Genomic DNA, 22,139 nt, shown 5'->3' with positions numbered 1-22,139 from the left:
TTGGAATGGTAATGATATAGGAATTCAAAATTAATGAAAAGAGGTGAATGATTTGAGCTTAGGTGAGTTATTGAAAGAATTACGTGGTGATGAGGCTTTACGAGATGCAGCAAAGCGAATGAACATTACGTATTCTTACTTAGCTATGCTTGAAAGAGGCAGGGATCGTCGTACTGGTAGTCCTATTAAACCAACACCAGAAACCTTGCAACAAATTGCTAAGGCCTATAAATATGATTATTTTAAGTTGATTGAAGTGGCAGGTTTTTCCGATGATACTTCATATAATCTAGCATTGAAAGAACCTTTTGCTCACAATCCCACATTACAGCAATGGTATAAGTCTCTTCCCTATTGCAATGAGCAAGATGTTAAGAAACTAAAAATAATTTGGGACGTATTTCATGAAGGTGGTGACAACTAGTGTATTTCGTTCAAATAAATAAAACAACTTGGCGTTGTACTGGTGAAGGTCCTCGTAACCCATCCACTGGTAAACGTCGACAAATTACACGTCGTGGTAAAAGTAAAGGCGAAGCTCGTGAAAGAGTAGAAAAAGCCATCGCTGAGCTAAAGAAAGCATATACCTTTGATGCAAAAATTACCTTTGATGAGTTTAGCCAAGATTGGTTGAAGCTCTATCGGATGAAAGGCAATAAGGAAACGACAAATGAACATCGTGCCTACTGCATTTCCCTACTCAATCGGTACATAGCGAAAAAGAAAATGACTGCCATCTCAACTATTGAATTACAAGGCGTCCTAAATCACTTATTTGAAAACGGTACTGCATTTAATACACTACGTGGCACTCATAATGCAGCAAAAATGATTTTTGCCTATGCAAAAGAAACTGGATTGATTGAGATAAACCCCGTAGAAGCTACTTTTGTACCGAAAAAGAAAATGACATTAGAAGAAGTTACTATTGAGGAAACATCAAAGCTTTATCTAGAATCAGATGAATTGAAGGAATTTTTAAGATACGTGGACAAGCACCGTAACATTATGTATCGCACACTGATCTACACAATTGCCTTCACAGGTATGCGACCAGGAGAAGCTGTTGCTTTAAAGTACGAGGATGTCGATTTGGAGAAGAAAGTTATTCACATCAACAAAACTGTGTATGCGAAAAATGGTATACGTGGTGACTTTGAGCTTACACCCCCAAAAACATTTGGTAGCATCCGCTCTGTGGATATTGATGATATTGTAGTAGAAAAATTGAAGCAGCTCTATCAATGGCGTGAAGACCGTGAATGGATAAATTCTGATTTTGTATTCGGTGATAAGGAAGGCATCCCCCCTACCGTCAAGATGCTTAATCAAACTGTCCGACGACTTGGAGCTCTTACCAACATTCAAAAACAATTCCGCACCTACATCCTCCGCCATACCCATATAAGTCTGTTGGCAGAGGCTGGTGTCGATTTGAACTTCATCATGAAACGGGTTGGTCATAAAAACTCTGAAACAACAACAAAGATTTATTTGCATGTTACCTCTGGAATGCGTGTCACTGCTAATGAGAAAATGCATTCTAAGTTTACGGAATTGTTGTAGGAGTTAATGTCAGAAAAGACTAGGAGGAGATAGCACTTCAATGTGTATCTCCTTATTTTATTTACTAGATATCTTAAATGGAAAATTTTGTTTACATATGATAAGGTGCAACATTTAGTCTAAATGCGGTTTAATTCATTTAATTCTAGCGCTGTCTCTAACTCAGAAAAATATAAATGTAATTTATTATACTCTTCTTTAGAAATGGTTCCAGCATGAGCATCAACAAATCTAAATTTGTTAATATTATTAGCTGCTGCGATAAATAAATCCTTCTCAATACTCAAATTATTCTTAAATAAATTAAATTCACCAATTACAACATTTTTAAGTTCAGAAAAATACAGACCATCAAATATATCACCACTTGTTCTTCTAGAAAGAATAGTTTCAATACTAGTTCCCCTATTATGTTTTTCTATAATGTCATTTATTTTATTCCTACCATACTTAAACGTTAATATCTGTTTCACCAACATTTTAAGTTCTTTTTCAACTCTATTTCTTCTACTTGATATTATTTCTTGATATTCTTCTTGTTCTCTTGGAATGTAATCATTGTAATAATTTGATTTCATATAGTTTTTTATTGCATCGATTTCAATATAATATTTTTTCATAGCGCTCTGAGTAATTACACCATATCCAATTAAATGAATAATACTCAATTCATTTCCTTTAATTTTTTCCTGATAATTTTCAGTATTATCTAAGGCAATATCTTTTAGGATTTCAAACTCAATTTGATACCACTTTTCTAATACAAATAAAATTGAACGGATATAGGAGATTAGTTTTGCATCTATTTCGTCTTTTAAATCATCATAGTCTCTACTACTAATAGTATATGGTCTTTCTTTAAAGTGCGTATTCAACATACTGCAGACATTTCTTATCAGAAAAGGATGGCCCCCGTAGTTTTCATGTAATTTGTAAAATACCTTTTCTTCAAATAACAAGCCCATATAACTTCCAATTTCATGAACCATACTTTTTGTATCTTCTAAACTAAATAAATTTAGATATCTCACACTAATATTGTTAAAAATCGGATTATCAAAATCATTTACTGATACCTGTTCTATAATTTTAGGATTAACTCCGGCTAGTATGTATGAACAAAGTTCCGGTTCAGATTGAATTATTGATCTTAATGTTTGCCAAAATGATAAATAGTCTTCCCCTGAACTCCAATAACTATTTCTTGACAAATCAAAAGTAATATGTTCAATTTCGTCAAAAATGATTAAAATCCTTTTATTAAATATTTTATAGACATCTTTCAAATATCTAGTAAATTTCCGTGAGGCATTTTTTTCGTTATAATATTCTTCATCTGAACCAAGTAAATTAATTGCATATTTTTCATCAATCAATTTAGCTATGTATTCTAGTAACTCATACCACCTCAATTGAAACACTGCTGTATCTTGGCAATCAATAAAAATACTCATACCTTTTCTAGTATTGACTAATCGCTCAATTGCATAAAGTACTGATGTTTTTCCAGTCTTTCTTAATCCAAATAAGCCAGTTTGTTCACCAATACTATATTTATCAAAAAAATTGTGTACCAAGTTTGTTCTTCCATAAAAATAATTATCAGATTTTAATGGTGATTCCATTGCAAACAAGTCTCTTTGATAAAAAAATTCTCTGAGTCTACCTTGATATATTTTTTCATCAAAATTTGAATTTAAAATTTCATTATAAGAAAATGGAACAACAATTCTAGTATCCTTATTTGAAGCATTATTAGTCTTTATAATTTCTTTAATATTCGGATCTTTGCTAATTAAAATAATTACTACTGGATCTAATCGATTTTTATAATCCATAAATAATTTATCTACATAGTCCATCGCTCGTTCGTCATACATATTAAATGGTGAGAAAAGCATTAATACTTCATTGAACATATTAAAGCTTTCTCTATACATCTGAGAAGGCTGGATAAAATTAAAATAATATGTAGTTTTTTTAAATTTCTCTTCTCTAGAAAATGTAATACCTAAAAATTCTTCGAATTTTTTCGAAATTTTTACTTCTTCTTCATTTCCTTTATAATTTAAATCTGATTTCTTTCCTTTTGTTAATTTTTTCTCCAAATGTAAACTTTTAAAATCCCTGAGTAGTATTATTGATTTTGCATTTAAGCCCTTAGAAGTTTCAATTTGTTCAAATTCCACTTCTGTCCTTGTTATTATATCTTCTTTCTTCATATACTCATTAAAATTACTGATATGAAAAAAATAATTCTCCATATTTTCCCCTAGAATAAATCCATATGCCTTTTCATGATTAAAATACTCAATAGTACCTCTCACAAATACACCTACTTTTTTTATATTAAGTAATATTATAACATTTCCATATAAATATAAAACAGTTAAATCAATGAATTAATTGGACTGTTTTTAATGGAATATTGTCTATTATCTTATTACTTATATTCTACGAAATAATCATTAGCTATTAAAAATCGTAAAATTTTCAAGATCTTTTTGTCCGATATTTATAAACTCTAAGGATGGGCTCAGGATAAATGTTTACTTTCCGTGACTTTTTTCAAAAATCAACCTCAAATATCCCCTACAAACCTTGATATATCAAGGAATAAAAAAACATGAACGCTTATATTCATCGTACGCGTTCATGCTTTTACCCTCTTTCATATGTATTCGCAAAGGTTATTATAGCAAGGTTTCTCAAGAATGTACAAAAACATGCTTTTATCTAATTTCACAGGTTTTCGGGGGAAATGTGACTTTTTTGTGATCCAAGTAAAAAAATAATATAAAAAAGACTAGGTGCTCATTTAAAAAACGACATACTGCTATATCAACCGTTTACGCCACCTGTATAAAAACGAATAAATAATGTTCATAAAAAAACCACGAAACGGTGATTTAACAACATTTGTGGTTTTAAAGGTCATTTCCAACCTTTCATTTGGGAACGTTTATTGAATTTATAATGTATATAGTATTTATTATTCAAGAATAGACATTACAGTAATACTTCAGACGATTAATACAAAAGTATCTGTTTTTTTGCACATTTGAAGCCAACAATTATTCAAAGTGATTATGAAAACACCAAACAACAAGAAACATACTCACTATCCCCCAAGCAGTGGTACTCCATAACCACCAAATTACGGATTTAGCTTTTGATGAATTTCCCTCGTCTTCCATATTTGCTTTTATAAAAGCGACCTTACTTTCCATACCTTTTTTCATAGAAGTGAGAACAACAAATCCAATTATTATGAAACCAATAGTTATCCAAAGTAATAGGTCCACCTTTACACTCCCTTTATATAATTGAATTTCACCGCAATTTATTATAGTAATTAGATTCTACAAAGATAACAATAAACCTTGTGTTAATTCAAGTGCGTTTTAGTTTATAAAATACCTTGTGAAAATAATAATTATCCAAAATTTTACATAATAACGTATTAAAATGCTGAAACTTAAAGTTCCCATAGCGTTGTTTTGGAAGATTTTTCACTTAACGTTGTAAATCCGCTTTTTTCTGATGTTACCCCATTTAATTAGTGTGATCTCATTTCTCACCATTGGCATAATTATTAGCGAGACAAATTGTATGTTTCGATAATACTTTACCAACTTAAAAATACAATATTTCGTTGATCATCCATGTACTGGACGCCATGCTTTTGAATGTATGCAATGGCTTGTAAAAGATGTTCTTGGGTTATATTTTGTGGAATGCTCATGAGTTATTTTTTAATGCAAGTTCAAGTACTTTACGTTGAACTATATGGAAATATTCCTCATACAAAGTATTGTTATATACATTATATTTATACATTTCTTCTGTCAATGAAACACGTACTTTTTCTTCATTCTTCCAGAGCCATTTAACTGTAATACCAAGTCCTAAATCTGATTTTTCTTCTATACTATCATCCATTACAATACCCACTGCTTTAATATGTAACTCTTTCGTAGTTATTGACATTGATTTAATATAAATAAATCACCTATCTTAATTTTCTTTAAGATTTGATGAAGTGCTGGAGCATCATTTACACTCCAGCCTATACAAGCACAATTATTTTCAATAAATGCATTCGTTTTATCAAATTTCCCACTATATGAAGCTCCAATACCATAAATCGCCATACATATTCTCCTCCAAATCACTTACTATTTTAAGAAAAATCTCTACTGATATTATACCCTTAAATGGGAAAAGTCGACAGTATTAAATTACAATATTTAACATATTATAATAATTTTAAATGATATATTCGAAACAAATCACTATTGCTCTAGGAGAAAATAAGATTAAATGTTAATTTTTCGTGATTTTTATAGCAATTCAGAGATTGAAAAAATACCAATTGCGAGTGAAGATATTGTTGATGAGATCTTCTTTACATCTTCACTTGATCCCCCAGTGTTTGATCAAAAAACATTGCTACATTTAATACTTTAATAATAATTACGAGGGCAGCAAGAACCGCTCAGGTAAGAAGAGATATCGCTTTGCTTGCTTATCGGCTTACGACCTCCAACCATTTCGCCCACTTTCATTTGTAGAATTTACCTTGTTTCTTAATTTTGGACAGACTTTTTTACTCAGCTCTCCACCTGTTATGCTGAGTGTTTAAATGTGAATTTTTATTATTTATCATTTTGCATTTTTATTAAAATCCAATAAATTTACTTTAAATATCAATTACATACAAATTTATTATTTAGTGACAACAATAGGTATTGTTGATATATTAATTACATATTATAGAAAGGAGATGTTATTATGAAAGGTCTCTCGATTACATCACTTATACTTAGTATTATTTTTTTCTTCATGGGATTTTATAGATTATTTTTCTATTCAAACCCTGAATCCAGGGTACTTAAATCACGCAATGCCTGGGTTGGTGGAGATGCTTATAATTACATAATTAACGGTACTCAAGCGACTGCATACTTTGTATTATTTGCTGCTTTTTTTATAGCATTTGTATTAATAAAAATCGCCTTACACTTGCAAGACACTATAGAGTCATCGCATAGAGAAGCGAGTAAAGAAATAGATGAATATGAAATTATAAACATTAAAGAATAATAAATAAATACATTTAATATTTTTTACGTTAGACCAGTACCATATTTATGAACCTGGTCTTTGTGTGTAAGGATCTAATTTTACTTTCTACTGTTTTTCTATCCTCAAAGTGTACAGTAAATGAATCCATTCATAGTACTAAAAACTTTCTAACTATAGATTGTTAAACTCTAAAACGCAAAATGTTATTTTCCTTCTATTTCAAACCTAAAACTATTCTTCAGAATGTGATACTATTCTAAAAAAGAATATGATTAAGGGGATGAAAAGTGAATGATTGGTGCTAAGACCATATTGTTAGATCAACTTCTAGCTAATGCTAATGATCGTAGTTGGTATATCTCATTCGATGAAGTAGTTGATGGCTTAACGGAAGAAGAAGCTTTTTGGAAACCTGATGATTCAAGTCATAGTATTGCTGAAATTGTCCAACATCTAATTTATTGGAATGAAACTTGGCAATTACGGTATAAAGAAAATCATGTTAAAGCCAGTTCACAAATCAATAACAATGCTGATACTTTTCATGTTAGAGATGAGGATACTTTCTTTGAATTAAAGGAAAAGCTGTTAAAAATACTACTTCAATGGCAAGGGCTCATTGAGGAAGAACAACTTTTATCGATTGTAAATAGATATCCTGTGAAGGCTGAATGGTGGGCAATCATTTCTAATACTGCAACTCATAATGCTTACCATATTGGACAACTAGCATATATTCGTAAAATGGAGAAATAGAAATTTATCTGTTAGGCCTTTGGAAATATCCAGAGGTCTTTGCTGTATTTTCAAAAGCTAGCTCCTCTTTTTAAAAATGCTCCTCCCCTTATTGTGTATTAATACACAATCTCCCTACTGTACGTTATTCCTATTCCCCTTTTACTGGAAAATATGTATACTTAAAATTATAATTAGTTGCCTCTGTAGCTATAGAAGGGAAGAGCGCCGGAAAACATTGTAGATACCGGGTCGCAAGGCAAGGGTTTCAGAAGCACCGAAAAGCAAATGAGCTGAGGCAGGTGAAATTCCTAGCCGGTGAAAGTCCGTAGGGAAGCGTGTTCCCCCTAGCCTATGCTTACGAAAGGAGTGCGGGTTCGAATCCCGTCAGAGGCATATGCTCTATAAATCCTCCAAATGTTATTCTGGATAACCCCTTCTGTTACATCCTTTCCAATAGATAATTATTTACGACTATGTATAAATAAATAAGACCAGGCTCAATCGAATTGAGTACCTGGCCCTACTTGCTTGGTTGTAGAAATAGGAATTGAAAAGACATTGCTAGCATAACACAGCAGCCTGAACAAATTCTGAACATAAGAAGTCATTGTAATATACATTTTTCTCTCATCCATTACAAATTGTTTATAGATAGTTTTGCCCTCAAATTTACCAAGTATTATCTCTTATGACTAGTCTAAATATAATTTATTAAAATAGTTTAACATTAAACTATCCTTTTTTAAACTAATTCCTCTTGATGAAATCTCATGACGTATCTTAGCGTTGAATATGTGCCTCAATCATATTATGGACCTTTTCATATTTATTAGTATAACTTTTTGGTCTGTAGCGAATAGTAATAGTGGTGCAAACACACCTATTAACTACGATGGAGGGATATTTTATGAATAACATTCGTGAAGGATTAATCCCAACAATTTTAGGGTCTGCTGTTACTGCTACTGGTTATGCATTAAAGCAAAAAAGTGGTTCTAACAAAATGATTGCCAATACTGTATTCGGTTTCGGTTTAGCGCATATTGTATTAGGTGCAATAGACCTTATTGAACATCGTCGTTAAGAATAGGAGAGCTCATTTTTGAGCTCTCTTTTTGATTATCAATAGAAATAACAGATTATATTCCATTCAATTTACCTACAGTCTCTTATGTTAATTTTTACTTTAAATTATGGATTATTATATTTTAAAACTATACATCCCCTTTATTTTCCAATAAAATAAAGGAATAGCTTTAAAATATTAGGAGATGTAAAATAAAGAATTACTTTAATCCTAATACTATTCATATTATTCAAATTTGTGTATGGGGATCGTGTTCCATAAAAACTAATGAATGAGGGAAAATATATGATAAATCCAATTACTTCTACCATTGTCTTTTTTTCATATTTAATACTATTTATTATTTTGAGAATTGTTTTCTTCCATTTTGCTTTCAAAACACATAAACGACAGCTTTCAATGTTTTATGATACGACACTTTTTATTGCAACGACAATATGGCTAATTACTATTAGAGAAATCATTTGGTTTAATTACGAATCATCCATACTTTGGCTAGGTGCAATACTTTATCTAGTAGCTATTTGTGATCTTGGTTATAATATTTATCAATTTAAAAATATAAAGCATTCAACTAATTAATTTTGTTGAATGCTTTCTTAAATACGATAAAAGGGTTCCCCTCATTACACTTATTGTTCTTCTTCCATAAACGTTCTAAGATTTTCAACTATTTCTTTAGATCTTGTATGGTGTAAATAGTGTTCTCCCTCAAGTGTCATCACTTTTCCATGTACTGAATGTTTGACTTGCTCTTCATGTAGAGTTAACCAATTTTCAACAATTTCATCTTCTGTTACAAATAAAAGAAGCGGTAGCTCTTTAGGGAATGTTAGATTTTCTGCTGCAGTAAAGTTTCTATTAAAGTTTTTCATTTCATTGGAAATGCTCGTATTATAAAAGTTTTTAAGGGTAATCATCCTCATTTGCTCTTTTGTCTCGGCATCATAGGGTAATCCTGCATATGGATCTTCATTCTCTAGTTTTAACATCAATCTACCTATACCTGATTTTTTAAGAAATTGAAATGTTTTTATAGGAAACTTCGTATCCATACCACCCTGTGTTGGTACACTGCTGTCAATACCTACAAATGCACTGACCTCGTTTGGATATTTATTTACATAATCTAATCCGTAAATACCTGCAATGGAATGACCCATAAGAATATATTGGTCAATATTCAATTGTTGCAAGGCTTCATGAATTTCGCTTACGATATTGTCCGTGCTTCGTTCTGTATCTGTGACATCACTTAATCCATATCCAAAAGGTTCAATTATGACAACCTTATAATATGGAGCTAGCTCTTCCACAAGCGGCTTAAAATCCAGTGCTGGAGCTGCTGTTCCAAATCCTGGTAGTAGCACCACGGTTTCCTCACCATTTCCTTGAATTGTGACATTCATATTTTGTCCATTTACTGATACAAGCTGACCATAGGATTCTATTTTTCCTTGTTCTATTTTGTTGCAAACAATGTTTACGATAAAAACAATTGCTAGTACAAGGACAATTACTACAGCAATTATGCCAATTGATTTAAGTGTAATTTTTAATACTTTATTCATCTGTAGACACGAGAGATTAGAACACCGTTGAGGTCGTTTTTCACCTGTACTCGTGCTTTCCCTCCTTTTCATAACACCATGATGATTCCTGTTGGCTTATTTCAGCTTCTTTATGGGCTGTTAACGAAAGTATATATGATGAAGATGTATTCTCTATGACAATAATATGAACGCAATATGAACAGCAAAAAAATGTTACAACTTATGTGCACAAGTCGTAACATTTAGAATTGGTTTTAAGCTGTTGGTGCTATGATAGGTAATGTGACAATGAAAGTCGTGCCTTGCCCGAGTTGGCTTTGCACTTGGATGTCTCCATGATGAAGTGATACAATCTGTTTCACAATAGCCAATCCCATACCACTACCCTCATACTTACGGCTATGGGAGCGATCAGCCTTAAAAAACCGTTCGAATATACGCTTTTGATCTTCTAAAGAAATTCCAATGCCCATATCAGCTACTCGCACTATTACGTGATTGGCCTCTTGTTCTATGCTAACATCAATCATGTCACCGTCACTTGAAAATTTGATGCTATTGGTAAGAATATTTGTCCATACTTGATTTAATTGATCATAATCTGCCATTAGGCGAACAGCCTGTAAATTGACATTAAAAAGGATGTTGCGAGCAGACCATTGCGGCTGAATGGCGATGATAACTCGTCTAATTTGTTCATCAAGGCTAAATGTAGAAAGCTGTAATGGCTGGGCCTTCGATTCAAGCAAGCTCAGCTTTAGCAGGCTATCACTCATCTTGGACATTCGATTCGCTTCAGCAATGATAATATCGAGATAACGACTTTTCTCGTCTTCAGAAAGGTCGACTTGCTTCAATGCTAAAGCATAGCCCGAGATTGAAGTAAGTGGCGACTGTACTTCATGAGAGACATTGGATACGAAATCTCTTCGCATCTGCTCAAGCTGCTGTAAATCGTGGGCCATTTCTTCAAAGCTCCGAGCCAAGGTACCTAACTCACCCGTTTGCTTAATATTCAGCTCGACATTGAAATCTCCTTCTGCTATATGCCTAGTAGCTTTTGTTAATTTTTTGATTGGCTTTACAAAAAACATCGCCGCTACTAAAAACACCAGGCTTCCTAATACAAGGGCATATGTTGAAAAATTCAATATCAATTTTATTGCAAACGAGGTAGAAGGTAAGGAGATTGGTTCTACAAACATTGCTTTAGTACCCATTTCAGTTGTTAAAGGCATTCCTAAGAGAATAGATGAAACACCACTTGACTCCACTTGAACAATCTCTCCAGACAATACTTTTCTGACCTGTTCATTTGTCACATCTGCAAATTTATCGCCGTTCGACTCTCCGAAACTTTGAAACTGTCCCGTTTTTTCATAAATGCGTATATGATAGGATTTGAGCTGATTCATTTCGCTTACGAATGTCTCCGCTTCATGATACGGTAATGTATCAAAAATCAGTGCGATGTCCTGTCCAAAGTTCAGTAAGGGAATTTGCAAGTTTTCGTTCAATTTATCTTTAAATATCCAAGTTGCCACGAAAAAGGAAATAATTGTACCTCCTATTACGGCAACTAAGAATGTTACTACGACACGTGTATATAAAGATCGAATCATCCAGTAACCTCGAGCCGATAGCCAAGTCCACGTACCGTCTCTATTTGAAATTCTGTTGAAGTTGCGAATCTCTCCCGTAGGCGCTTTATATGTACATCGATTGTTCGATTATCTCCTGCAAAATCAAGCCCCCAAACCTGATCTATCAGCTGCTCCCGTGTATAGACCTGCCCTGGTGTTTCAGCAAGCTTGTATAGCAATTCAAACTCTTTGAGCGGCAGCGAAATAGACTCGGCTCCTCTCATAACCTTATACGTTTGACGATTAAGTGTAATAGTACCAAGCCTAATAGTCTGTGTGGAGCCAATTTTGTAGCGTTTTAGTAATGCTTTTATACGTACCGTTAACTCTAACGGATCAAATGGCTTTGTCAAATAATCATCCGTTCCGAGTTCGAAACCTTTCACCTTCTCCCATGTTTCACCTCTTGCAGTCAGCATAAGTAACGGGAGTTCAGTATTTACTCTGCGTAGCTCCTTACATAAAGTCCAACCATCCATTGTTGGCATCATAATATCAAGCACTACAAGATCAATATGCGTTGCGTGATAAATGGTCAAAGCCTCTTTACCATCCTTTGCTTCGATTGTTGTGAATCCTTCCTTGCGCAAAAATAGGCAGACGAGTTCGCGAATGTTCGCATCATCGTCAGCAACAAGTATAGTAGGCATTCGTTTCCTCTTTTCCATTCTAGATTTACGTTACAATTATACAATAAATAGCATTCTATTACCTTTTGGAGCCAACACCCGCTTTCAGCATCATCTTTGCACAAAAAAAGACTGTAAACAAACATGAGTTTGTCTACAATCTAAGCAATTTATTTATACAATTCCTTATAAACAATCACCTTTAAAGCCATAATTTCTTCGTCTGTTAATTTTCCTTGAACTTCCTGAAGAACCTCATCCTTTGTCATTGAACCATTTTGCACTTTTTCTCGAATAGAATTAAGCTCCGAGATTCCCACTTTTTGAATTAAGACTTTGGTAGCCTCTTCTTTTGTTGTAAACGGTAATTTACTGCTGTCAGCCGTTTTTGCCTCCTCCATAAACGATTTTAGTTCAGGATCACTTTCAATCGTATTCTTAATTTCTTCGATTTCACCGCTATTCTTTAATTCTGTTGAAACCGTCTCCACTATTTTATCGGAGGCAAACTTCGTACCGTAGTGATACACTCCGTAACCAATAACGCCTAGGAAAATTAGAAATATTAATAGGAATTTAATGAATCTCATATCTCACACTCCTTTATCCTAAAGATAATAATACTATAGAGAATGATGAGAAGAGAAATAATAGCCTTTGGTGGATAGCAAAATTTACTTGATTATCTGCACCAAATCCATAGTTGATTGTTTGGATTAAATAAATTTATTTCACAAAATAGTATAATATAATAGTAATCAGTATATTGGGGATAGCCATTAGAAATGAATTAGCAGTAAATTTATTTCTCTCATCCCTATGCTCCATTGTTTCAGTAGCTAAGTTTGCACGCATACGATCGCCACTCACCATTGAGCCTGACATAATCATTGCTATTACAATTAAGACACAGCCAATGATTCCTGAAATGAAATAGGCTCTTTCCATACCCCATAGAAGCATCGATATCGAGACACCTATGATGGATAAAATTGTGCCAATGAATAAATATTTCATCTAAACACCTCCATTACCTATAATACGATGGCCTTCCATATTTTGTTTCTACTATGGAAAATTTCAGCCAAAAAGACGATAATAGACTATGAAGAAGATATATATCTACATAAAGTGAGGTGAATTTCCTTGACGATAAGCTCATTATCTAGTGAGAATTTATTGATTACACAAAAACTATTACAAGATGTTTCTGATAATAAGAAATTAAATTTATCTGCAGAACAAAAAATTGCCTTTAAGGAAGTATTAACAGAAGCTCTTTTAGGCAATGGCATTAATACTATTTCTGACATACAGAAACAATCCATCATCAATGAACTAAAAAAATCAAATGGTCTCAATAATTATCTTTATGGCCTTAATCCTACAACATTGGATGGCAGCAATGTATCGACAATTCAACAACAAATTTTTAACAGTTTAGGGCTTTCGAATCCAAACACCCTATCCACTTCTAATCCTTTATTGACTGCCCTTAGCAATCCTACCGTAGCAAGTGAAAGTGCTACCTCAAAAATTGGGAACAATGCTGCGGCAAAGACAAAAGCAATGGCATCCTATAAACAGCAATCTCCTATTAGTTTGAGTACAAATATGGGTGCCTTGGCCTCAAGGATTGGCGACATTAGATCAGGCTTTTTTATTTAAAAGGTTATCTTCTTCTCGTTAAAGAAACGGCACATTGCCCTCCCTTTAACACTGTAAACTAAAAAGCAGGATTCTCTTTTGAAAGGGGAATCCTGCTTTTTAGAAGTTTTTCTATTCCTAACTCAATTTTTACTTAACATATTTTAAATATTTTTTAACAAAATCTACGATGTAATACACTTCTTCTTCAGTAATATTTAACAAATTAGAAACTCTTTGTCGTTTTGCAGGTGATTTTAATTGTTCCTTCACTTGATCGATTCTCATATATTTACATTTCCGTGGATTCACTTGATCCCTAATTTGCTTGTATCGAGTGTAAGCGTAGCGAGCAAGTGCATTCATCATTTCGCGCTCCTGCTCATCTCGTTGCTGATTCTTAGCAACTGCATCGATTATCTCAGTATCGAATGTCCATGTACCATCTGTAAATTGCATAGTACCACCTCTCTAATCACTGTCATGTCCCATAAACCTTTTGTCATTCTCCTAATCTTATTTAATGCATTATAAAAAGCCACACCTAGTTAGATGTGACCCCCCTGTTTAATTTTCTTATCTGAGCGACTTTTCTGTTGAGCCGAGCGATTTCTGGGTTCGCCTGAGCAGTTTTTCTGTCGAGCCGAGCAACTTTTGGGTTGGTCTGAGCGGCTTTTCTTTCGTGCCGAGCGACTTTTGGGTCCACCTGAGCGGTTTTTCTGACAACCTGAGCGAGTCTATCGTGCCGAGCAACTTTTTGGTTTACCTGAGCAGCTTTTCTATCAGCTGAGCGACTTTTAAGTTGACCCAAACCGTTTTCTGCTAACCAAGGTTGTTACAGGGTTTGCCCAATTAGACCTTTCTTCCTTATTTTAATTTTTAAATCTATTTTATAGACAATTCACTATACAAATATAGTTATCAAATCATAGTAATAGTAGTGTAAAGCTAATTTAGCTTTGCACCTCCTAGTTTGTGGTTTAGGGTCACTTTGGTTCGAGTGACCCTTTTTTATTTAAAAGTTTTTAATAGATGAATAACTCCCCTCCTATTAATTGCTTTACATATTATAGATTGTAGAAAGGAGAGGGAAATTATGAGTTACTGGCAATGTGGAAATGTAGGCAGCTGGAACAATAACTTGGGGGCAATAACAATGGCTACGGTTCAACATTTGCCATTATTGTTGTTCTATTTATTCTTTTAATTATTGTCGGTGCTACTTTTTATTTATTAACGCTACATTGGAAAGTTTTAATACCTTACAATAAAAATACTCCATACTAATTAGTCAACCTTACCTACTACAGTAAACAGGGTCACCTCAAAGTGACCCTTTTAATAGTTTAGCTTTGTTTATTTTCCTTCTTTTTATTTAACATTTGTATCTCAAGAAGCTCTGTAATCGTGACAAATTTATAGCCTTGTTTTTCAAGCTCAGGTAAAACCTTTTTTAACGCTCTTACGGTTTGTTCTCGATTTCCCCCACCATCATGAAATAACACAACACTTCCCGGCTTTGCTCCTTTTAAAACAGTATTGATAATCTTTTTTTCTCCAGGGCTTTTCCAATCAAATGTATCTAAATGCCATGACCACATCACCACTTTATAGCCTTCTTTGTGGATAGCGTCAATCATAGCATCTGTGTATTGTCCCTCAACTGGCCTAAATAAAACAGGAGAGTACCCTGTAATCCCATAGATAGTTGCATGAGTTTGCTTTATTTCTTTTATTAAATTAGAAACATTTGTTTTAAAAGGATGTGTATAGGTATGAATGGCAAGTTCATGATTTTCATCGTGTATACGTAAAGCTAGCTCTGGATTTTTTTCTGCATTTTCTCCCACAATGAAAAATGTGGCTTTAGCATCGTATTTTGATAATACATTTAATATTTCAGGTGTATACTTTTTATGAGGACCATCGTCAAAGGTTAGGGCAATTACTTTTTCATCCGTTTTTATATCCCACAAAATTTGTCCTGCTTCTTCGTAATATCTTCTTCCTTTGTCTGCAAAAGATTTATCATTTATTACGAATACGAATAGTGCAAAAATACATAATGATAGTAAAAGATAATTTTTCCTCAAGTTTTCACCTCCTGCAAATACTTTCTATCCTTTATTATTTCAGATTCAAACTAAAAAATGCTTTGATTTTTGTTTTATTAAATACCTAAAATGACAATTATTAAAAACAATTTCTGCATAATGTGCATTCAAATGGTATAGTAGTAGTCAGGAACATTTTTTGTAAATAAAGGTGTAGAAAGATAAATCTTCAATTAGATGATATTAACTTTCATATTAAAGGAGTACTGTAATGGCAACTATAGAGGATTTTGTTAATCTTGATATTCGGATTGGTACTGTTATCCAAGCAGAAGAACTTCCAAAAGCTAGGGTTCCTGCAATTAAAATGAGCATTGATTTTGGTGATGCTTTAGGAATCAAGCAATCATCTGCACAAATTACTAAACGCTATACACCAGAAGGGATTATAGGGAAGCAAGTCGTAGCTATTGTCAATTTCCCTCCTCGGCGTGTGGCAGGCTTTAAATCTGAAGTTTTAGTAATCGGTGGCGTGCCTGTAGAAGGAGATGTTATTCTCCTGGCACCAGATCAGCCTGTGCCAAATGGAACTAAAATAAGCTAAAAACAAATCGTTATTTGCTATATATGGATAGTAATTACATTTTTATAGTAAAAAAGTATTTTATGATGGAACTAATTTTTGCGCTTTTACCTCTTGTAGGCATATTTATTTTTTATCTTATTCCTGCTATTTTTATCATTTGGTTTTTATTTAAATTAATTAAAATCCAGCAGGAGCAGACGGAAATCCTTAAAAGCATTTCAGATAAATTAAATAGGAATATTTAAAATGATAGAAGACTGCAGCTAAACTGGAAGGGTTTGCTAACAGTCTTTTTATATGTAAACTAAAATAAAGTAGAAATGAAAAGAAGGAGTTTGTATGGAGAAAAATTGTAAATCAATTCTTATTTCAATTGGTTGGATCAATGCATTATTTGCTTTTGTTTTTTTTTCAATTATTTTGTGGCATAATTGCCGTCTGTATGGGCTTTATTTTGAGAAAGGATTATCATGCAGAAACTCACGGTCTAGTCTTAATGATTGTAGGAATCATAACTGGCATTGCTGGTTGGATTCTCAATTATTTTTACTTTTAGACTATGAAGAAAAAAAACAACAAACTATTTATAATGTCTGTCAGTGCTTCACTTTTGAAATTGTCATGCCGTCACCGATTGGCATAATAACCGACTCTAGTTGAGGATGGTCAGCTACTGTGACATTGAATTCTTTCATCAATGCTGTATAGCGCTTAGGTGTCACATTAGAATCAGCCACACTGCCAGCAGCAAGGACATTATCAGTAACGATAATCGCATCAGCATTTGCAAGCCGCACACAATATTGTAAGTAATTTTGATAATTTTCTTATCAGCATCAATGAAGAAAAAATCAAATCTTCGTCCATCTTGAACTAACTTTTCTAAGCTTTGTAAAGCCTGACCTGTCATATAGCTAACTTGTTTTCCAAATCCTGCTTTGGATACATTATTGTAAGCTAATTGTGCATATTTTTCCTCTAACTCTAAAGACAATAAAGTACCATCACAATCTAGACCTCTAGCTAAACGAATCCCACTATACCCGCCAAGCGCCCCAATTTCATGGAAACAAGCATTGTTAAAAGCTTTCCAGATGATGGTGAAACAGAAATAGCTGGCATTCCTTGTTCTGTAATGGACGAGATGACCTACTCTAAAATAGCGTCTTGCTTGTAAAAGACAGTATCAATGTATTGATTAATTTTTTTCATTTAAGCTATTTCCTTCTTCATTATTATCCATAGCTGGATCTAATGATGAATTTTCCTCTGTTTCACTTTCATGAATATCAAATAATTGGATAAATTCATTAATAACCATATCAATAGCCTTTAACTCTCCTATTAAAATAGGCTCAATGGATTGAAACTCTGGTTGTTTTAATTGTTGCTTGATCGTTGCACGCTTTAAATTCATCATTTCTAAAAATGCAATAGCTCTTCCACGGCGGAATGTTTTAGGACCTCGGTGTGAAGAGCCGTCCCTTCCTCTATGATGCTCCCTGCGATGATGCCTTTCTTTTCTAATTTCCTGATTGATTTCACTTTTCATATGCGAATCCCCTTTCTTATGTATACATCACTATGCAAATAAATTGTATACATACGTATACACATTGTCAATTATGATTATTTATGAAATATATATTAATAATTTTTATAGCTAAGGCAAATGGCTGAGCTAAGAGTTTTTTTACATCATATTTATAGTAGTATACCAGCGCTTTAACCTTACAAAAGCACTCCTTTTATATGGTCACTTTCTATCCTCGAAGGTGACCATTTTCCAAAATAAAAAGACGTCATTTAGACGCCTTTAATGTCTTATCAATTTCCTCAATCAACCGATCAACATGCTCCTTTGTTATGTTTATTACATATAATTGTGTCGTTTCTCCGGTTTCATATAGTTTTTTATGCTTAGGATATTTGATTGCAATCGAACTACCTTTCTCCATAACAATCACCTCTAAAAGATATATTCGACACAAAGTATAATTCACCTTCTATAAAAAGGAAAATATACGCTACATTTTACTCTTATGTAACCATAAAAAAACAGTTAGAAGGTAATTAATTGTGAACCATATCTTTAGAAAAACACTTCCTTGAAGTCGGCTCTATAAAGTAGTTGGCAAGATACGGAAACATTAATTTTACCCCTTTTACAAACACTTAAATATTAATACGCAATTCCAACTCGAGCTTTCAAATAATCGGTATTTTGGACTTGTTGGTATGTAAATTCTGCCGTATCTGCTACCGATATCTCGGTGCCACCCTTAGGTAAAAAGCCTCGTTCGATACGGTAATGACCAGTATACACTCCATCTGGTAAATAAGTAGGGCAAACAATGGTCCAGTCCATCTTTGATTGTTTCAATAACTCAAAGACCTGATGATGCTCCTGAGCGGAGAAAGTAGTTGTTCTTCTTGATTCACTTGACTGGTAGCGCAATAGACCTGGATCTAAACGACTTTGTAAAATGCCAGCAGTTCCAACTGTTATAATTCGTTTAACATTTTTCTTTGTCATGGCGTCAAGAATTGCAGGTATACTTTTCGTTAAAGTAGTTGTTCCATCTGTGCTTAATGCGCTGATGACAATATCTATATTTTTCATAGCCGCTTCGATATTATGTTTGTCAGTGACATCCCCTTTAATAATATGTAAATTGTCATGACAAATGTTTAGCTTATGAGGTGTTCGAACTACAGCAGTCACATGATGATTATCCCGCAAAGCAAGTGAAACTACATGACTTCCTACGCGTCCTGTTGCCCCTAACACTAAAATTCTCAACATACTCACCTCTTTGCTTCGATTATAACACACTAGTTTTAAAGCTTTTCCATCCTTATTATTGTAAAGACACATCTACAAGTTGAACATTAACAATAAAGTTATGGAGATTATTATTTTTTGCAATCCTATTGACAATATATTGGATTTCACTTTCTGTACTCTTATCAACTTTATCGATGTTATGTAAGTGGATAGTCATTATTTGATTCGTAGGAGATTCAACTAAATAACCAATTGTACTATCTGGAGAATAACCTGCTGCTCTAAGGGCAATGATCGTTTTTTTGGTAAAATCGGAGGCTTGTAACTTGTCACCAATTTCTTCAGCATAATTTGTAGTAGGAGGTGTTTGAATAGTAGGAACATTTACGTATTGTTTAGTTGTAAGAAGTACCAAACTAATGAAAATGATCAAAAATAAACTTGAAATACCTTTTATGAATCCTTTCATCAATTCTCTCCATTCCATTTTATAATACCTAGGTAAAAAAATTTTCTTTAGACCTACTTTACAAAAGGAATTAATGGTCACTTACAAATTGCCAGGCCATAAGTAAAGCTGCCTGGCTAATTCTTTATCGGAAAAGCTTTTTTGAACGGTTTTTTACAATTACTTTGACAACAGGTTCTAGTTTTCCAATATAAGTATCTCCTAAATAATCCACATCAATAATGATAGCTCGTGGTTCAAAGCGTTGGATGCTCTCAATAAGACGTGCTGTATTACGTCTTTTAACAAGCTGGAAAGGTGTAAGAGAACTCGATCCAAAATCAAATTCTCTGGTAAATGGGCAAGAAATTACGAAAGTAGATAAGATTAAAGCTACATTCTGTAAAATTTTATCAACGCCTGTAGCACTGAAATCAATGTTACTTGCAGCGGTTACTTGATGTGTCATTCTATCAACCTTTCTTCTGCGATGCATACTATTATTCTGAAAAAAGAGCACTTAAATATGTATGCTAACTGCTCAAAAGATATGAACGATGTATCTTTTCTATTTAACTGTACCCTTCACCATTTTCCTTTAAACACTTACCACTTACTAATGCATACCCTGTTACTAGCTTTCTATCTTACCAACGCATAGTAGACAACATACAACCAACTTAAACAGCCATGTATAATCGCCCATAATATTGAATGATTGACACTCCAAGAAATTGTAATAGCTAGAACAGAGCCAAATCCAATACCATTTTTCACAACTGTTTTATTTTCCAACTTTAGCACCTTCCTTGTCTTTTTATTTTCAGGCATATGGCGTCTCATCATTTTTCCTCCTTTAGCAATTTGGTTTTCCACCCTGCTAAATATAACATGCAAGCCCTCCCAACCATTTTATCAACAATCGCGAAGCCTTGTCGTTAATGCTTAGCTACAATGAGTACATACTTTCAAATTATTGTAGAGAGTATTTGATTTATGATTATTTCTTTCATTGCTGTAAACGAGAGAAGATATTATTTTTAATAAAAATCACAATGAACGCGCCATTCTTTTAAGATGGGGTTAAAAAAGAAATAGAAATTCCCATTATCCACAATATTGAAATATGCCTTTTCGTCTGAGGCAATTTGAAGGACAAATGGATAGTCCTCACCAAAATCATGACCACTTTGGCAAAATGCTGGGTAGCCACCTATCTTATGAACAGCGTAAATTTCCTCCACAATATCATCAAAGTAATCTAGCTCTTCATCGTTTTCGAGCCTTAAAATTTCATCCTCCACATCACAAGGGATACCTCCCCCATCCCATGCTGGATAATCATTAACTATTAGCTTAGGCGTTAGAGGAAATGCGCGAATATGGTCATGCTGCCAATTTCGCTGAACCAAACCCTCTAATGATGTATAGGCTCTAATATCAAAAAATCGACTAAGATCATCCTCTATTAAATGTTGGAAAATTTCCTCGTGGATAAATACAGTCAATAGCTCTATTGATTGAAGTGATTCTGGAACAAAGGGTTGCTCCTTTATAAACAGTGTGGCAAGTGGCTGAAACTCTTTGGGTCTCTGTTCCTCAGGTAATGACCAGCCTACAAAGCCTATCCAGCTTTCAAGAAGACCATGAGTAGGGCGAATACCTCCTGTTGTAAAGATTGTAGCCTGTCTTACTAGCTGTGCCTTAATATCATTAATGTTCATCATCAGACACCTCAGTTCGACAAAAACAATCTGTTACATGATCATTGACCATCCCTATTGCCTGCATATAGGAGTAACAAATTGTACTACCAACAAACTTAAAGCCATCTTTTTTCAATTGCTTACTCATTCGATCGCTAATCGTTGTCGTGACAGGTACTTCAGCGATGGACGACCACTTATTTACAATCTGTTGGTGGTTTACAAAGCCCCAAATATAATGAGAAAATGAGCCGTATTTTTCCTGTATTTTTAAAAAGGCTTGTGCATTTGAAACGACACTTGCAATTTTTAGCTTATTACGAACAATACGAGTATCCTGTCGAAGCTCCTCTAGCTTTTCCTCGGTATAGAGAATAATTTTTGAAGCATCGAACTGATCAAAAGCAGCTCGATACCCCTCCCTTTTTTGCAGAATAGTCCACCAGCTAAGCCCTGCCTGTGCCCCCTCTAGGCATAGCATCTCGAATAAATGCTGGTCATCATAGACGGGAACACCCCATTCCTTATCATGATAGTCTACGTATAGAGGCTCCTCTAACTTTACCCATTCACATCTTTTCATTTATAGTACCCCCATTTTCCTAT

General features: G+C 33.7%; 27 protein-coding genes and 2 pseudogenes. 9 read left to right on the top strand and 20 right to left on the bottom strand.

Annotated features, from left to right (window positions below):
• Positions 1–52: 52 nt before the first annotated feature.
• Entirely contained in the window at positions 53–424 is a 372-nt protein-coding gene (locus QNH24_RS11500; RefSeq protein WP_283872291.1) for a helix-turn-helix domain-containing protein, read from the top strand.
• Positions 424–1,566: a tyrosine-type recombinase/integrase gene (locus QNH24_RS11495; RefSeq protein WP_283872289.1), complete on the top strand. Its 1,143-nt coding sequence runs from the start codon at positions 424–426 to the stop codon at positions 1,564–1,566. The genes QNH24_RS11500 and QNH24_RS11495 overlap by 1 nt, the downstream gene beginning before the upstream one ends.
• A gap of 119 nt (positions 1,567–1,685) precedes the next feature.
• Here the strand turns inward: QNH24_RS11495 and QNH24_RS11490 are convergent, their stop codons facing one another.
• The 4 genes from QNH24_RS11490 to QNH24_RS11475 all read right to left on the bottom strand — a co-directional run bounded on the left by QNH24_RS11490 (position 1,686) and on the right by QNH24_RS11475 (position 5,720).
• Positions 1,686–3,893: a cold shock domain-containing protein gene (locus QNH24_RS11490; protein WP_283872288.1), complete on the bottom strand. Its 2,208-nt coding sequence runs from the start codon at positions 3,891–3,893 to the stop codon at positions 1,686–1,688.
• Positions 3,894–4,640: 747 nt separating this feature from the next.
• Positions 4,641–4,871, bottom strand: coding sequence for a hypothetical protein (locus tag QNH24_RS11485; RefSeq protein ID WP_283872287.1), 231 nt, complete (start codon positions 4,869–4,871; stop codon positions 4,641–4,643).
• Between the two features lie 436 nt (positions 4,872–5,307).
• Positions 5,308–5,508 (bottom strand): hypothetical protein, encoded by a 201-nt coding sequence (locus tag QNH24_RS11480; protein WP_283872286.1) that lies wholly within the window; start codon positions 5,506–5,508, stop codon positions 5,308–5,310.
• 38 nt (positions 5,509–5,546) lie between these two features.
• Entirely contained in the window at positions 5,547–5,720 is a 174-nt protein-coding gene (locus QNH24_RS11475; protein ID WP_283872284.1) for a hypothetical protein, read from the bottom strand.
• Between the two features lie 169 nt (positions 5,721–5,889).
• On the opposite strand from QNH24_RS11475, the gene QNH24_RS11470 reads away from it, so the two are divergent.
• The 4 genes from QNH24_RS11470 to QNH24_RS11455 all read left to right on the top strand — a co-directional run bounded on the left by QNH24_RS11470 (position 5,890) and on the right by QNH24_RS11455 (position 8,476).
• Entirely contained in the window at positions 5,890–6,036 is a 147-nt protein-coding gene (locus tag QNH24_RS11470; RefSeq protein ID WP_283872282.1) for a hypothetical protein, read from the top strand.
• A 324-nt stretch (positions 6,037–6,360) separates the two neighbouring features.
• Positions 6,361–6,672, top strand: a complete 312-nt coding sequence (locus QNH24_RS11465; RefSeq protein WP_283872281.1) for a hypothetical protein — start codon at positions 6,361–6,363, stop codon at positions 6,670–6,672.
• 273 nt (positions 6,673–6,945) lie between these two features.
• On the top strand, positions 6,946–7,410 hold the full coding sequence (locus QNH24_RS11460; protein ID WP_283872279.1) for a DinB family protein: 465 nt from the start codon (positions 6,946–6,948) through the stop codon (positions 7,408–7,410).
• Between the two features lie 889 nt (positions 7,411–8,299).
• Positions 8,300–8,476: an asparagine synthase gene (locus tag QNH24_RS11455; protein WP_283872278.1), complete on the top strand. Its 177-nt coding sequence runs from the start codon at positions 8,300–8,302 to the stop codon at positions 8,474–8,476.
• A 635-nt stretch (positions 8,477–9,111) separates the two neighbouring features.
• On the opposite strand, the gene QNH24_RS11450 is transcribed toward QNH24_RS11455, so the two are convergent.
• The 5 genes from QNH24_RS11450 to QNH24_RS11430 all read right to left on the bottom strand — a co-directional run bounded on the left by QNH24_RS11450 (position 9,112) and on the right by QNH24_RS11430 (position 13,321).
• Complete coding sequence (locus QNH24_RS11450; protein WP_283872277.1) at positions 9,112–10,050, bottom strand: alpha/beta hydrolase; 939 nt, start codon at positions 10,048–10,050, stop codon at positions 9,112–9,114.
• Positions 10,051–10,286: 236 nt separating this feature from the next.
• Positions 10,287–11,654, bottom strand: coding sequence for a sensor histidine kinase (locus tag QNH24_RS11445; protein WP_283872276.1), 1,368 nt, complete (start codon positions 11,652–11,654; stop codon positions 10,287–10,289).
• Positions 11,651–12,325 (bottom strand): response regulator transcription factor, encoded by a 675-nt coding sequence (locus tag QNH24_RS11440; RefSeq protein WP_283872275.1) that lies wholly within the window; start codon positions 12,323–12,325, stop codon positions 11,651–11,653. The genes QNH24_RS11445 and QNH24_RS11440 overlap by 4 nt, the downstream gene beginning before the upstream one ends.
• A gap of 149 nt (positions 12,326–12,474) precedes the next feature.
• Positions 12,475–12,894: a hypothetical protein gene (locus tag QNH24_RS11435; protein WP_054771765.1), complete on the bottom strand. Its 420-nt coding sequence runs from the start codon at positions 12,892–12,894 to the stop codon at positions 12,475–12,477.
• Between the two features lie 136 nt (positions 12,895–13,030).
• On the bottom strand, positions 13,031–13,321 hold the full coding sequence (locus QNH24_RS11430) for a DUF5316 domain-containing protein (protein ID WP_283872273.1): 291 nt from the start codon (positions 13,319–13,321) through the stop codon (positions 13,031–13,033).
• Positions 13,322–13,450: 129 nt separating this feature from the next.
• On the opposite strand from QNH24_RS11430, the gene QNH24_RS11425 reads away from it, so the two are divergent.
• Positions 13,451–13,972 carry a hypothetical protein gene (locus QNH24_RS11425; RefSeq protein WP_283872272.1) on the top strand — a complete coding sequence of 174 codons (522 nt, stop codon included), beginning with the start codon at positions 13,451–13,453 and terminating at the stop codon, positions 13,970–13,972.
• Between the two features lie 129 nt (positions 13,973–14,101).
• Here QNH24_RS11425 and QNH24_RS11420 read toward each other — a convergent pair whose 3' ends face one another.
• On the bottom strand, positions 14,102–14,410 hold the full coding sequence (locus tag QNH24_RS11420) for a hypothetical protein (RefSeq protein WP_283872271.1): 309 nt from the start codon (positions 14,408–14,410) through the stop codon (positions 14,102–14,104).
• A gap of 637 nt (positions 14,411–15,047) precedes the next feature.
• On the opposite strand from QNH24_RS11420, the pseudogene QNH24_RS26285 reads away from it, so the two are divergent.
• Positions 15,048–15,181 (top strand): annotated as a pseudogene (locus QNH24_RS26285) (YjcZ family sporulation protein); the annotation flags it as partial.
• A 116-nt stretch (positions 15,182–15,297) separates the two neighbouring features.
• On the opposite strand, the gene QNH24_RS11410 reads toward QNH24_RS26285, so the two are convergent.
• On the bottom strand, positions 15,298–16,044 hold the full coding sequence (locus QNH24_RS11410; protein ID WP_283872270.1) for a polysaccharide deacetylase family protein: 747 nt from the start codon (positions 16,042–16,044) through the stop codon (positions 15,298–15,300).
• A 232-nt stretch (positions 16,045–16,276) separates the two neighbouring features.
• Here QNH24_RS11410 and csaA point away from each other — a divergent pair, with 232 nt between their 5' ends.
• Positions 16,277–16,609: a chaperone CsaA gene (gene csaA / locus QNH24_RS11405; RefSeq protein ID WP_054771762.1), complete on the top strand. Its 333-nt coding sequence runs from the start codon at positions 16,277–16,279 to the stop codon at positions 16,607–16,609.
• Between the two features lie 578 nt (positions 16,610–17,187).
• Here csaA and QNH24_RS11400 read toward each other — a convergent pair.
• The 9 genes and pseudogenes from QNH24_RS11400 to QNH24_RS11360 form a co-directional block, all read right to left on the bottom strand.
• Positions 17,188–17,713: pseudogene (locus QNH24_RS11400) on the bottom strand (O-methyltransferase).
• 76 nt (positions 17,714–17,789) lie between these two features.
• Positions 17,790–18,143, bottom strand: a complete 354-nt coding sequence (locus tag QNH24_RS11395) for a hypothetical protein (RefSeq protein ID WP_283872268.1) — start codon at positions 18,141–18,143, stop codon at positions 17,790–17,792.
• 250 nt (positions 18,144–18,393) lie between these two features.
• Positions 18,394–18,549 carry a hypothetical protein gene (locus QNH24_RS11390; RefSeq protein WP_283872266.1) on the bottom strand — a complete coding sequence of 52 codons (156 nt, stop codon included), beginning with the start codon at positions 18,547–18,549 and terminating at the stop codon, positions 18,394–18,396.
• 224 nt (positions 18,550–18,773) lie between these two features.
• A complete protein-coding gene (locus QNH24_RS11385; protein ID WP_283872817.1) occupies positions 18,774–19,394 on the bottom strand; it encodes an NAD(P)-dependent oxidoreductase in 621 nt (206 codons plus the stop codon).
• Between the two features lie 58 nt (positions 19,395–19,452).
• Entirely contained in the window at positions 19,453–19,848 is a 396-nt protein-coding gene (locus QNH24_RS11380; protein WP_283872265.1) for a hypothetical protein, read from the bottom strand.
• A gap of 124 nt (positions 19,849–19,972) precedes the next feature.
• The gene (locus QNH24_RS11375; RefSeq protein WP_283872264.1) at positions 19,973–20,296 is read right to left on the bottom strand and encodes a hypothetical protein; all 324 of its coding nucleotides are present in this window, start codon (positions 20,294–20,296) and stop codon (positions 19,973–19,975) included.
• Between the two features lie 173 nt (positions 20,297–20,469).
• Positions 20,470–20,670: a hypothetical protein gene (locus QNH24_RS11370; RefSeq protein WP_054771768.1), complete on the bottom strand. Its 201-nt coding sequence runs from the start codon at positions 20,668–20,670 to the stop codon at positions 20,470–20,472.
• Positions 20,671–20,867: 197 nt separating this feature from the next.
• Entirely contained in the window at positions 20,868–21,551 is a 684-nt protein-coding gene (locus QNH24_RS11365) for a DUF1963 domain-containing protein (protein WP_283934535.1), read from the bottom strand.
• Positions 21,541–22,116: a DNA-3-methyladenine glycosylase I gene (locus QNH24_RS11360; RefSeq protein WP_283872262.1), complete on the bottom strand. Its 576-nt coding sequence runs from the start codon at positions 22,114–22,116 to the stop codon at positions 21,541–21,543. Before QNH24_RS11360 ends, QNH24_RS11365 begins: the two co-directional genes overlap by 11 nt.
• Between the last annotated feature and the right edge of the window lie 23 nt (positions 22,117–22,139).

The sequence above is a fragment of the Lysinibacillus pakistanensis genome (assembly GCF_030123245.1).
Classification (GTDB): Bacteria; Bacillota; Bacilli; order Bacillales_A; family Planococcaceae; genus Lysinibacillus; species Lysinibacillus pakistanensis.
This window is presented reverse-complemented; position numbering and strand designations above follow the sequence as displayed.